8 protein-coding genes and 1 pseudogene are annotated in these 13,083 nt (G+C 71.7%); 6 read left to right on the forward strand and 3 right to left on the reverse strand.

Annotation, left to right across the window (positions count from 1 at the left end; all coding sequences use genetic code 11):
- Window positions 1–79: 79 nt before the first annotated feature.
- Entirely contained in the window at window positions 80–2,815 is a 2,736-nt protein-coding gene (locus tag O2L52_RS01835) for an exo-rhamnogalacturonan lyase family protein (protein WP_270113591.1), read from the reverse strand.
- A gap of 180 nt (window positions 2,816–2,995) precedes the next feature.
- Here O2L52_RS01835 and O2L52_RS01840 point away from each other — a divergent pair, with 180 nt between their 5' ends.
- The 5 genes from O2L52_RS01840 to O2L52_RS01860 all read left to right on the forward strand — a co-directional run bounded on the left by O2L52_RS01840 (window position 2,996) and on the right by O2L52_RS01860 (window position 10,066).
- Window positions 2,996–4,846, forward strand: coding sequence for a rhamnogalacturonan lyase family protein (locus O2L52_RS01840; protein ID WP_270113592.1), 1,851 nt, complete (start codon window positions 2,996–2,998; stop codon window positions 4,844–4,846).
- Between the two features lie 58 nt (window positions 4,847–4,904).
- Window positions 4,905–6,596 carry a DUF2264 domain-containing protein gene (locus O2L52_RS01845; protein ID WP_270113593.1) on the forward strand — a complete coding sequence of 564 codons (1,692 nt, stop codon included), beginning with the start codon at window positions 4,905–4,907 and terminating at the stop codon, window positions 6,594–6,596.
- 130 nt (window positions 6,597–6,726) lie between these two features.
- Window positions 6,727–8,019, forward strand: a complete 1,293-nt coding sequence (locus O2L52_RS01850; protein ID WP_270113594.1) for an ABC transporter substrate-binding protein — start codon at window positions 6,727–6,729, stop codon at window positions 8,017–8,019.
- An 83-nt stretch (window positions 8,020–8,102) separates the two neighbouring features.
- Entirely contained in the window at window positions 8,103–8,897 is a 795-nt protein-coding gene (locus tag O2L52_RS01855; RefSeq protein ID WP_270113595.1) for an SDR family NAD(P)-dependent oxidoreductase, read from the forward strand.
- A gap of 89 nt (window positions 8,898–8,986) precedes the next feature.
- On the forward strand, window positions 8,987–10,066 hold the full coding sequence (locus O2L52_RS01860; protein WP_373897020.1) for a LacI family DNA-binding transcriptional regulator: 1,080 nt from the start codon (window positions 8,987–8,989) through the stop codon (window positions 10,064–10,066).
- Here O2L52_RS01860 and O2L52_RS01865 read toward each other — a convergent pair.
- The gene (locus O2L52_RS01865; RefSeq protein WP_270113597.1) at window positions 10,063–10,962 is read right to left on the reverse strand and encodes an alpha/beta fold hydrolase; all 900 of its coding nucleotides are present in this window, start codon (window positions 10,960–10,962) and stop codon (window positions 10,063–10,065) included. The genes O2L52_RS01860 and O2L52_RS01865 overlap by 4 nt on opposite strands.
- Window positions 10,963–11,044: 82 nt before the next feature.
- Here O2L52_RS01865 and O2L52_RS01870 point away from each other — a divergent pair.
- A pseudogene (locus O2L52_RS01870) lies at window positions 11,045–11,683 on the forward strand (TetR/AcrR family transcriptional regulator); the annotation flags it as partial.
- 27 nt (window positions 11,684–11,710) lie between these two features.
- Here the strand turns inward: O2L52_RS01870 and O2L52_RS01875 are convergent.
- A complete protein-coding gene (locus O2L52_RS01875; RefSeq protein ID WP_270113598.1) occupies window positions 11,711–13,078 on the reverse strand; it encodes a carotenoid oxygenase family protein in 1,368 nt (455 codons plus the stop codon).
- Between the last annotated feature and the right edge of the window lie 5 nt (window positions 13,079–13,083).

Below are 13,083 nucleotides of genomic sequence, written 5' to 3' on the forward strand. Positions count from 1 at the left end.
GCCCGACCCACGCTCGTGTATCCCCCGCACACTGTGCCCGCCCGGCCGCGGCCCCCGCCCGGGGCCCCTCGGCCGCGGGCTACTCCTCGGGCGCGAAGTCGCCGGCCAGGTGCAGGATCTGGATCGCGGCCAGTCCCCATTGGGCGATGTCGTTCGTGCCGCCGTTGGGCCACCAGGCGATCGGGTTGAGGGTGGTCTCGACGGCCTCGGTCTCGCGCGGCGTGTAGTCCGGCGCGTCCTTCGCGCCCCGGAACCGGTCCCAGGCGAGCCTGGCCTGCGACTCGTCCCCGGTCCGCTGGTAGACGAACGCGTTCGCCCGCGTGTAGGAGTACAGGAACAGGTCGCCGAAGCGCCCGCCGTACTCGGCCTCCTGCTCCGCGCGGGTGGCGGTGTAGAAGCGGGAGTACTTGAGCCAGTCCGCCTCGAACGCCGGCATGTCGATCTGCTGGATGAGCTCGGCGCAGATCTCGATGCGCCCGAAGGAGTTGCTGAGGTTGCTGCGCTCGGTCACCGGGGTCTCGGCGATCGCGTACCGGCCGGTGTCGAGGTCGTACAGGGCCGAGCCCTGCGCGAACCCGTTCGGCTGCGCCGCAATGGTCTCCATCGTGCCGAGCACCTTGTCGCGGCAGAACTCCCAGTCCGGGCCGCGCCGCTCCCACTCGGTGAGCCACGCGGCGGCGAGGGCCGCCCAGCTGGTGCCGAACCCGATGTCGACCGCGTTCCGGTCGGGGCTCCACGGGTCCTCGGGAGAGCGGATCTTGCGGCCGGTGTCGAGGACGAGCGCGGTCTCCTCACTGCTCGCGAGCATGTGGAGCATGTCGCCGGTGCGCTCGTCGGCGGTGAGGTAGTAGAAGTACCTGCGGTAGTTGGCGTTCGAGACGCGCACCTGCTTGGAGGAGTCGCCCCAGTGCTGGACGCCGTGGCGCGTGCCGAGGCCCGCCCACTCGCCGATGTGGTAGCAGTTGACCTCGCTGGTCTTGCGGGTCATGGCCTCGGCGAAGCGGAACACCTCGGGCTTGTTGGTGTGCAGGTACGCCATCCAGAACCACTGGTCGGGGGAGATCTCGGAGTTGTCCCAGGCGTAGCCGCCGACGTCGTAGCGCCAGGTCTTGCGGTCGGTGTCCTTGGAGTGCATGAAGTCGCCGAAGTCCCAGAACCCGTACCAGTGCCGCTGGTCCTGCTCGGTGCGGTAGTGCTCGAACAGGAAGTCCAGGGTGTCCTCGACGTCGGCCTTGACCGGGTGGGACCGGTCGACCGGCCCGAAGAGCCCGCCGAAGGCCCCGGCCGCGCTCATGTGCTCGGTGGGGGCGATGACCTGCGGCTGGGCGCGCACGACGTCGGCCATCGCGCCGAGCCGCTCGTGCGAGGGCGTGGATTCGGTGACCCAGAACTGGAGCTCGGTGGTGCGGGCGGCGCCGTAGGGGGTGCCGAAGCCGGGTTCGTAGTCCTCGTAGGTGATCTCGAGGGCGTCGAGCTGCTTCGGATAGGTGTCCTGGCCGAGCCCGTCGTGGTAGAACCGCGTGTCCATCGGCTGCGCCTCGGGGGACCACATCCACACGGTCACCGTCGCCTCGTCGGTGTGGGCGCCGCGGATGTCGAGCCCGGTGGGGTGGCGCTGCCAGAAGTCCTTCATGCCGAATCCGAACCCGCCGGAGGGCCCGCCCACGTACCCGAATCCGGAGGCGCGGCGGCCCTGGTCCACGGGCACCCAGCCGTGGCCGTCCTTGGTGCGCTTCTTGACCGCGTACCCCTCGCTGTTGAGCTGCGCGAGCGAGTAGTCGCCCCAGTTCGGGATCCAGTGGAGACGGGTCGTGACCCGTTGGTCCCAAGTGGAGGGATCAGGGAGCGGCTGCCCCGCGATCTGGGCGGCGCGCACGGCCGCGCCGGGGTCGCGCCGCAGCCCCGTGATGCCCTTGACGGCCTCGGTGAGCTGGCCGTGGCCCTCGCCCACGAACCGCACGTGCCGGTCGTAGTGCTCGTCGGTGAGCATCACCTTGAAGCGCACGCCGAGGCCGGCGATGAAGGCGTCGTCGCCGTCGGAGTCGTAGACGAAGGTGTGGACCATGCGGAAGGACTCGCCGCCGGCGTAGAAGTAGAGGCGCACGGTGAACGGCAGCCAGGTGTCCCCGCGGCTCTTGCGGTGCGTGCCTTGGACCTTGACGACGGCGCGCACGGGGCCGTCCTGCTCGACGACGACCTCGTCGATGTCGCTGGTGTACCGGTCGCGGCTGACCGAGCCGGTCTCGGGGTCGGGGGCCTCGTCCTGGGTGATGTTGACGAGGTGCCCGCCCTTGACGAGGGTGCGGTCCCCGCGCTTGATGTGCTTGACGAGGTCGGTGCCGCTCTTGCCGATCCGGGCGGTGATGACGCCCGTGTTGACGTCGATGTGCTTCTTGGACTCCGAGACGGTGACGGCGAACGCGGGGGCCGCGGGCTCCCCGGCGGTGAGCGTGAAGGTCTCAGCGGTCGCGGCCGGGCCGACGGCGTGGGCGGTCCACTTCAGGGAGCCGTCCGGCCAGTAGGCGAGCGGCCAGGTCTGGACGGGCACCGTGGCGCCGTCGTCGGCGGTGAGCTTGAACTGCTGGTCCTCGGGGAACCGGCCCCGGCCCCAGGGCACGCCCCAGGTCGAGCCGGGGGACTCGGCCGGCCGGCCTTCGAGCCAGCGCAGCTGGACCGAGTCGGGGCCCTCGCCGGTGTCGGTCTGCGCGTGGGCGGGTGCGGATTCGAAGAGCGCGGCGGCCGCCGCGACTCCAGCGGTGGTGGCGAGGACGCCGCGGCGGCTGACGCCGTGCGGTTGCGTGGCGGGGCTGGTCAAGGTTCCTCCAAGGGGATGGGGTGCGCCGGGGACGTTTAATCGTTTTAACTCAGGGGGTTCAATATAGTCATGCGTCAATGTATAGTCAAGCATTCAAAGAAGCGCCTAGAACCGGCCTGATCACTGCAAGTCGACCGGCGTGCAGGCGCTTGCCATCCAACCGGCATACTTGGAGCAGTCATGGAAACGTTTACGCGGGTTCGGGTCGTGGGGGCGGTGGTCGGCCTCCTGGTCGCCTCCGCCGGCTTCGCCCTGGGCACCACCGCCACCCACGCCGAGACCACGGCGCAGCAGCTCGACGCCGAGCAGGCCCTCCGCCCCATGGAGGACCTCGGCCGCGGCGTCGTCGCCGTCCGGTCCGGCAGCGCCGGCGTCCTCGTCAGCTGGCGCCTCCTCGGGCTCGACCCGAACGGCACCGGCTTCAACGTCTACCGCTCCACCGCGGGCGGCGCCTGGACCAAGCTCAACGGCTCGCCCCTCACCGGCGGCACGAACTACACCGACACCACCGCGAACCTCGCGCAGGCCAACGCCTACCGGGTCACCGCCGTCACCGGCGGCGCCGAGCAGGCGCCGAGCACCGCGTTCACCTTGAGCGCCAACCACGCCGAGGAACCGGTGGTCCGCGTGCCGCTGCGCCCCGGCGGCCCCGTCAAGTTCACCTGGACCGGCGACCTCGACGGCGACGGCGCGTACGACTACGTGGTCGACCGACAGACCTCGCCCCAGTCCATCGAGGCCTACAAGAGCGACGGCACCTTCCTCTGGGAGGTCGACCTGGGCCCCAACAGCACCAACCAGGACAACATCGAACCCGGCTCCGCCACCATCGACGTCGGCCACAACGACGGCGTCACGGTCTACGACTTCAACATGGACGGCCGCGCCGAAGTCGCCCTCAAGATCGCTGACGGCGTGACCTTCGGCGACGGCGCGACCTGGACCCACGCCGACGACAACCGCCAGTTCATGGCCATCCTCGACGGCCAGACCGGCGCCCTGCGCAACTGGTCCGCCGTCCCCACCGACTACCTCGCGGACGGCCCGCTCGCCGCCCGCTTCGGCGTCGGGTACCTCGACGGCGTCACCCCGAGCCTGGTCGCGTTCATGAAGAACCGCAAGGACGACGGCTCCTTCAACCTCATGATCGCCGCCTGGAACTGGAGCGGCTCGAACCTCACCCAGAAATGGAAGTGGCTGCGCGGGAGCACGAACGCCCCCGACGGCCACAACACCCGCATCGTCGACGTCAACGGCGACGGCAAGGACGAAGTGGCCGAGATCGGCTTCGTCCTCAACGGCGACGGCACCCTCCGCTACTCGCTCGCGAGCCAGGGCGTCATCCACGGCGACCGGTTCCACATCGCCGACATCGACCCCGCCCGCCCCGGCCTCGAAGGCTACGGCGTCCAGCAGAACAACCCCAGCGGCCTGCGCGAGTACTACTACGACGCGAGCACCGGCCAGATGATCTGGAAGCACACCCTCAGCGGCACCGCCGACGTCGGCCGCGGCATGGCCGGCGACGTCGACCCGCGCTTCCCGGGCATGGAGGTCTGGTCCTTCGACGGCCTCTACAACGCGTCCCAGAACAAGCTCACCGAACCGGACGCGTCCCTGCGCCCCTGGCCGCAGCTCGGCCTCTGGTGGGACGGCGACCTCACCATGGAACTGCTCAACGCCGGCAAGATCGAGGAGTGGGACCCGCTCAACCCGACCCCCACCGGCAGCCTGCCCCGCATCGAGAGCACCTGGAACCACGGGGCCGTCACCGCCGCCCAGAGCGGCCCGACCCTCGTCGGCGACCTCTTCGGCGACTGGCGCGAAGAGGTCGTCTACACCAACGCCGCCTACGACCAGCTCATCATCTTCACCACCGACAAACCCACCTCCACCAGGCTCTACACGCTGGCCCACAACCCGGCCTACCGCAACGCCATGACCCTCCACGGGTACATGCAGTCCCACCACGTCGACTACTTCCTCGGCGCGGGCATGACCACCCCGCCCGCGCCGCGCATCACCTACTGACCGCCCGGCGGGGCCGCCCCGGGCGGCCCCGCCCCCATGAACCGATAGCGAGTGCTCTGTGACCTCCCCATTGCGGGCCTTCGGGCCGCTCGAACCGACCTTCACCGGCTGGCGGGAAGCGGCGGCGGCCCTCGGCCGGCCCGCCGTCGACCTCGCCGCCCGCGGGCCGGACGCGATGCCGGTGACCATGTCGAACCACTCCCACGAGGAGAACTGGTTCGAACTGCTCACCCGCCCGCTCTGGGGCCTCGCCCCCGCGAAGGACGCCGTGCCGCGGGACCTCTGGCACACGCTCGCAGGCACCCTGGCCCGCGCCCTCGACCCCGCCGACGACTGGTACATCGGCGACGCCGGCCCCCGCAACCAGCGGTGCGTCGAGTCCGCCGCCGTCGGCTGGGGCCTCGTGCTGGCCCCCGAACTCCTCTGGGACCCGCTGGCGCCCAAGGCCAAGGACAAGGTCGCCGCCTGGCTCTCCCAGGCCTACGAGACCGAGGTCATCGACAGCAACTGGCGGTTCTTCCCCGTCCTCGCCGGCCACGGCCTCGACGCCGTCGGCGTCGAACGCGACCCCGCGATCGCCGACGCGCACCTCAAACGCCTGGGGGAGTTCTACCTCGGCGACGGCGTCTTCGAGGACGGCCCGGGCAACCGGGTCGACTACTACAACCCCTTCGCCTTCCACACCTACGGCCTGCTCCACTACCGGATCTCGGGCGACGACCGCTTCGTCGCACCCGCCGCGGCCTTCGCCGGGCGGTTCCGATCCTGGTTCGCCGCGGACGGCGCGGCCGTCCCCTATGGACGAAGTCTCGGCTACCGGTTCGCCCAGGGCTCCCTGTGGGGCGCGCTGGCCGCCGCCGATGTGGAGGCGGTGCCGTGGGCCGAGGCTGCGGGGTTCAGCCGCCGCCACCTCCAGTGGTGGTGGGACAAGCCGATCCTCGAGCCCGACGGGCGCCTCAGCGTCGGCTACGGCTACCCGAACGACGCCCTGGTCGAGCAGTACCTGACGGCCGGTTCGCCCTGGTGGGCGACGAAGGTGTTCACCGGGCTGCTCGCCGGCCCCGCCCACCCGTTCTGGACCGCCGAGGCGGCCCTGCCGGGACCGTTGAGCGAACCGCACCCGCCCGCACGCGCGGTCCACGTGCGCGACACCGGCGGCCATGTGACCCGCCTGAACGGGCAGGCGTGGCGGCCGATGATGCGCGGCGGCAAGGACACGTACGGCCGCCTCGCGTACTCCTCGCTCGCCGGGTTCTCGCACTCGGTGGACGGGCCCGGCCTCGAAGCCGCCGCTCCCGATGGGGCCCTGGTGTTCTCGGAGGACGGGCGGCACTGGCGCGGCCGCGAGGACTCCGACGACGGCGTCGTGCGCGCCGACGGCACGGTCGTGATCACCTGGCGGCCTTGGGGGGACGTCACCGTCACGACCACGCTGGAAGGCGCGCGCGACGGCTGGCACTCCCGCACGCACGAGATCGCGACCGCGCGCCGGCTCCACACCGGCGAAGGCGGCTGGTGCGTCCCGCAGCGCGGCCACGAGGCGGCGGTCGCGAACGACCGCATCGCCGTGGTCTCCCAAGGGATCCGCAGCGAGCTCGTGGACGACGGCGCCAACCGCTGCGCCGGGCTGATCGCGCCGATGCCCGGCACCCACCTGTACTGGCCCGCAACGGTGCTGCCCGTGCTCACCGGCGTGCTCGAACCCGGCCGGCACGTGCTCCGCGCCCGGATCTTCGCAGGGAACGACTGAATCGCCGCCGAAGCGTCTTGACAGCCTCGGAAAGCGCGTTCTAAGGTGACACAGCAAAAGTTAAAACGATTTAACAACCGGGCGCGACCCCCTCCCCGCCCTTCCCCTCACCACCTGAAGGAGTGCATCAATGTCGATCCACAATCCCCTCCGCCGCCGGAGCCTCCTCGCCGGCGCGACCGCCGCCGCGGCGCTCGGCGCGACGGCCGCGTGCGGCGACGACGCCCCCGCCGGGACCGCCGAGGACCCGGTCGAGATCGGCTTCGAATGGTGGGGCGACGACGCCCGCGCCGAGGTCACCCGGCAGGCCGTCGAGCTCTTCATGCAGAAGAACGAAGGCATCAAGGTCCGCACCAACTTCGCCGACTACCCGGCCTACTGGGAGAGCCTGACCGGCCGCATGGCCTCGCGCGACCTCCCCGACGTGTTCCAGATGGACTACCCGCGCCTGCGCCAGTTCGGCGCCACCGGGATGCTGCTGCCGCTCGACGGCGTGGTCGCGACCGACGACTTCCGCGACGGCGTGCTCGACACCGCGAAACTGGACGGCAAACTCGTCGCCGTCCCGGTGGGCAGCAACATGTTCGGCGTCATCTACCGGCCTGACTGGTTCGCGGAGCACGGCATCGCGGTCCCCGAGGCCGGGTACTCGTGGGAGGACTACGGGCGGCTCATCGCCCAGGCCACCACCGCGCTCGGCGAGGACAAGTGGGGCGGCAGCGACTGGGCCGGCTCGTACCTGCTCATGGAGTTGTGGCTGCGCCAGCAGGGCGCCGCGTTCTACGCCGACGACGCCGCGAGCCTGGCCTTCACGCAGGAGCAGCTCGTCACCTGGTGGTCCTCGACCACCGAGCTCGTGGCCTCGGGCGCGATGCCCCCGCCGGACGTCGTCGCCGAGGCCACCGCGCCCGGCGTCGCCGGCGGCGTGATGGCCACCGAGCTGCGGTGGGACACCGCGATGAGCGGCTACTGGGCGGCCGTGTCCGACGGCGGCGGCACCCTCGCCCTCGCCCCGCCGCCCTCCGCGGACCCGGACAACCTCGCGCTGCACCTGCGCCCGTCCGTGCAGTTCGTGATCGCCGCGAACTCCGAGTTCCCCGAGCAGAGCGCCAAGCTCATCGAGTTCCTGCTCTCCGACCCCGAGGCCGCCGCGATCCTCGGCACCAACCGCGGCATCCCCTCGACCAAGACCGGCCTGGACAGCGTGGAGATCGACGAGGCCTCGCAGATCGTGCTCGACTACGAGGCCTCCGTCGAGCAGTACCTCATCGAGGCCCCGGTGGTGCCCCCGGCCGCCGCCGGCGCCATCGAGGCCAAGTTCACCGAGATCTACGGCCAGGTCCAGTACGCGCAGATGACCCCGGCCGAGGCCGCCGACCTCTTCTTCACCGAGGCCGAGACCCTGTTCCAGAGCGAGCAGTAGCAGCACCGCGGGGGAGCGGCCCGCCGAGGCCGCTCCCCACTCCCGTTCCCGCTGGGCGCGTGCCGGATCGCTAGACTCGCCCGATGCATGGCGAGCGAGCACCCCGGCCGACCGCGCTCATCACCGGCGGCGCGTCCGGCATCGGCGCCGCGTTCGCCAGGGCGCTCGCGGCCGAGGGGTACCGCCTCGTCCTCGTGGACCGCGATCACGAACGGCTGCAGGCCTTCGCGGCCTCGCTCGACGCCGAGACCATCACCGCGGACCTCACCGACGAAGGCGCGATCGCCAAGGTCGAGGAGCGCTGCCGGACGGGCCTCGACCTGCTGGTGAACAACGCCGGGTTCGGCCACCCCACGGAATTCCTCGACACCTCGGCGGCGGCCGAGATCGCGATGTCGCGGGTCCACGTGGAAGCCGTCCTGCGGCTCACGATCGCCGCCCTGCCCGCCATGATCGCGCGCGGCGCCGGCGGCGTCGTCAACACCGGCTCGGTCCTCGGGTTCTTCCCCAGTTCGACCTACTCGGCCTCGAAGGCCTGGGTCATCAACTTCAGCCAGTCCGCGCACACCAAGGCGCGGCCGCACGGCGTCAATGTCACCGTGCTCTGCCCGGGTTTCACGCGCACCGGGTTCCACGACACCGCCGGGATGAACATGGCGAAGGTCCCGGGCTTCCTGTGGCTCGACGCGGACACCCTGGTCAAGGGCGCTCTGCGGGACTGGCGCCGAGGCCGGGCGGTGAGCATTCCCGGCTGGCACAACAAGGTCATCACGGCGCTCAGCCGACTCCTGCCGATGCGCCTGATCCTCCGCATCCACGCGGGCGGCGGCAAGGGCTCCATGGCCGTGCGCGCGGCGGCCCCCGGCGGGCCGCGCTAGCCCGGCGCAGGAGGCCCCCGAACTTGACACACCGGCACTGAGCGGGAATCATGGGTTTACGTAACCGTTCTTGAAACTGTTTAACCGAGGTGGATACTTTGGCGCGCAAAGCGAGTGCTTCGGGCGACGGGACGCGCCACACCACCATCCGCGAGGTGGCCGAGCGGGCCGGCGTCTCGGTCGCCACCGTCTCGCGCATCCTCTCGGGCACCTACCCTGCCGCGCCCGCCACCCGCAGCAAGGTCATGCGCGCCGTCGAGGAGCTCGACTACGTCGCCAACCACCACGCCCGCGCCCTCCAGGGGACCACCCGCAAGAGCATCGCCATCATCGTGAACTCGGTGATCTCCCCGCACTACGCCCATGTGGCCCAAGGGGTCCAGACCCAGGCCGCCGAGGACAGCCGCCTGTGCCAGATCGGCACCACCGGCGGCGACGCCGAGCGCGAGCTCGCCATGGTCCAGTTCATGCGCGAGCAGCACCCCGAGGCCGTGATCCTCGTCGGGAACGTGAACGCCGACGCCGAGTACCGCGCCCGCATGAGCCGGTACGCGCACGCGCTCGCGGCCATCGGCTCCCGCCTGGTGCTCTGCGGCCGGCCCCCGCTCGGGCCCGACGTGCCGGCCGTGGTCGTGGAGTACGACAACACCGGTGGCGCGTTCGCGGCCACGAGCCACCTGCTCTCCAACGGCCACAAGCGCATCCTGTACCTGGGCCGCCGCGACGGCTTCACGACGGCGGACGCCCGGATCGAGGGCTACCGCAAGGCCCTAGCGGCGTACGGCGCCGAGCACGACCCCGGCCTGGAGGTCGACGGCACCTTCGAGCGCTTCGAGGGCTACCGGATGATGAAGGAGCGCCTGGCCGCCGGGCCGCCGGACTACACGGCGATCTTCGCCGGCAACGACCAGATCGCGGCGGGCGCCCGCCAGGCCCTCCTCGAACAGGGCCTCCGCGTACCCGAGGACCTCTCCATGGTCGGCTTCGACGACCTGCCCCCGGCCGCCGACATCGACCTGACCACCGTCTACCAGCCCCATGAGGAACTGGGCCGCACCGCGGTGCGCCTCGCACTCGAGCACGCCCGCCAAGGCGGCCCGCCCCCGCACACGGTCCTCGGCACCCACCTCGTACTCCGCGGCTCGGTCCGCCCGCGCGTCGCGAACTAGCGCTCGGCCGCCCGCGGCGATCGCGAGGCGGTCGCCCTGATCTCGTCCGCGTAGCACTCCCACATCGCCGGCGGGATGTCGTGGCCGACGCCCGGGACGATGACGAGCCGGGCACCGGGGACGGCGTTCGCGAGGTCCCGCGCCGCCGAAGTGCGCAGCAGCTGGTCGGCGTCGCCGTGCATCACCGTGACCGGGAGCCGGAGCTCGGCGAGGCCGCCGCCGTTCCAATGCGCGCCCAGCTGGCGGCCCATGGTCTTCGGATCCTGGAGGGAGCTCACCTCGTCGCGCTCGATGCGCGCCAGCGCCTCCGCCTCGTCGAACGGGTAGCCCGGTGAGGCGAGCGCTCGCGAGACGGCCATCGAGAGGGCGATGTCGCCTTCGCGCGTCTCGGGGAACTTCAGGCGCGCCATCTTCGCGACGAAGCCGAAGCGGATGTACCGCAGGAGCTTGAGGCTCCCGGCGTCGCTCGAGACCGCGGCCGAGGAGACGAAGCTGCGCACCCGGTCCGGATGGCGCAGGGCGATGCGCTGCACCCGCAGGCCGCCGTTGGAGTGGCCGAAGAGGTGGGCCGAGTCCCAGCCGAGGGCGTCCATGACCGCCGCGGCGTCGTCCGCGACGTCCTCGCCGGTGTAGGCGGGGGCGCGCTTGCGGAAGAGCGCCGTCACAGGGTAGGCGGTCTCGGGGAAGTGCGTGGACTGCCCGGCGTCGCGGTTGTCGAAGGACGCCACGTGGAACCCGCGCTCGACGAGGGCCGCGATGAGGCCCGGCGGCCACCAGAAGCGGCTCACCGCCGAGCCCATGACGAGCAGCAGCGGCTCGCCGCCGGCGCCGCCGTGATCCTCGTAGGCGAGTTCGACCATGCCGTTGCGGGCGTAGCCGGTGGGGGTCTGGCTCATGGCTCCTCCTCGGAGTTCGCGAACACTGTTCTCGAACTATAGCGCTTCGAGTACACTGTTCGCAAATACCCGGAGGAGTGACATGACCGACGTGATCTGGCTGCGACCCGAGCGCGCCGCCACCGGCCGACCCGCCGCGCACGACCGCGCCGAGATCACGGCCGCCGCGATTGCGGTGGCCGACCGCGGCGGTCTCGACGCGGTGTCCATGCGCAGCATCGCGGTCGAACTCGGCACCGGCGCGGCCTCGCTCTACCGCTACGTCTCCAGCCGCGACGACCTGCTCGACCTCATGATCGACGCGACCGCCGCCGAATGCCGCCTCGAACCGCCCACCGGCGACCCGGTCGCCGACCTCGTGGCCGTCGCCGAGGGCCTGCACGAGGTCATGATGCGCCACCCCTGGCTCCCGGAGCTGGCGGTCACCCGCCCGGCCCTCGGCCCCGGCGGGGTGGCGGTGCTCGACCACGTGCTCGACGTCCTCGCCGACCACCCTGGCGACGCCACTGCGAAGCTCGAGGTCTTCGCCCTCCTCAACGCCCTCGTGGCCACCTTCGCGCGCAACGAGCTCGCCGCCGCCGACCAGTCCGGCAGGGCCGTCGCGTACCTGAGCCACGTGGCCGCCGGCGGCGAGCGCCCGCGCGTCTCCGCGCTCTTCGACGAACTGTCCACAGCGGACCCCGATCCGCGGGGCCGCCGCATCACGGCGCTGGCGGCGCTCCTGTCCGGCCTGCTCGGCGGACGGGCCTTACGCCTCGGGAATCCAGTTCCCGTGCAGGCCGAGCGGCACGCGCGCCGGCAGGTGGACCCGGGCGAGCGGTTCGCCGGCGAAGTCCTGCGCGGCGAGGATGACCAGGTCCGCCGCGCCGCGCTCGGGATCGTGGACGTAGAGCAGGTTGTAGCCGTCGTCTTCGGCTGCGGCCGTTGCTGAGGGCACGAACACGGTCTCGCCCGCGGCGGCGTCGCGGCCGAACTCGTGCGCCTCGGTGGTCCCAGCGACGAGGTCGTGCTTGAGGACCGCGTTGGAGAACCCCTCGTCGGGGCGGTCGGCGTCGATCGTGCTCGGCGCCGCGTACAGCTCGGTCGAGGCCGTGTACCCGTACCGGTAGGGGCGACCGGAGTACCGCCCGTTGAGCCGCGGGAAGTCCTGGGGCCGGTCGTGCAGGAGCTCGGTGCGGGCCTTCCCTGCCGCGAGGTCGAGGGTCCAGCGCTCGAGGACGGGGCGTCCGCCGCCGATGTCGGCGATGTCGAACCGGCCGGGGTGCCAGGCCACGTCGACCACGATGGACCCGGCCTCCTCGAAGGCGTTGAGCGTGTGGCCGACCATGCCCGGCGGCAGGTCGATCCATTGCACGGCACCGCCTGCGCGGGGCATGACCCCGACCTGAGAGGGCAGCTCCGGGTTCCACCCGAACGGCACGCCGGTCGCCAGGCGCTGCGGGTCGAACACCACCGGCGAGGTGTAGATGAGCACGTAGTGCTCGGTCAGGCCGAAGTCGTGCATGTACGGGAGCGTGGGCGCGGGAATGTTCGTCACCCGCTCGGCGGTGCCGCCGGGGGAGAAGACGATGTGCTGGAGGAAGTCGGCGCCGTAGCGGAACGCGAGGGAGTGCATCTCGCCGGTTCGGTGGTCGAACTTGGTGTGGGCGTTGGCGGTGAAGCCCTCGGGGGTCGCGCCGAGGTCGCAGGGGCCGACGGTCTCCAGTTCGGGGGTGAGCTCGTAGGGGGCGATCCCGCCCTCGATGAGGGCGTAGACGCGGCCGCCGTGCCCGGCGACCTGGACGTTCGGGGCGAAGTCGAACCGCTCGTCGAACCCCGCCTCGGCGGTGCGGCCGCGGCGCGGCTCGCCGAGCCGGTCCGCGACCGAGGCCGAGCGGATCCAGCGGTTGCGGTACCACTCGGCGCGGCCGTCGCGCAGCCGCACGCCGTGGACCATGCCCTCGCCGAGGGTCCAGATGTGGGCCGAGGCGTCCTCGAGGCCGAGCGGATTGGGGCCGATGCGGAGGTAGCGGCCGTTGAGGTCGGCGGGGATCGCGCCGCTCACCGGGAGGTCGTAGGCCGTGACCTCCTCGGTGACGGGCGCGAAGTTGCCGCGGGTGTATCGCTCGGGGCGCATGGGGG

This window comes from Glycomyces algeriensis (genome assembly GCF_027622855.1).
GTDB classification, from domain to species: Bacteria; Actinomycetota; Actinomycetes; order Mycobacteriales; family Micromonosporaceae; genus Glycomyces; species Glycomyces algeriensis.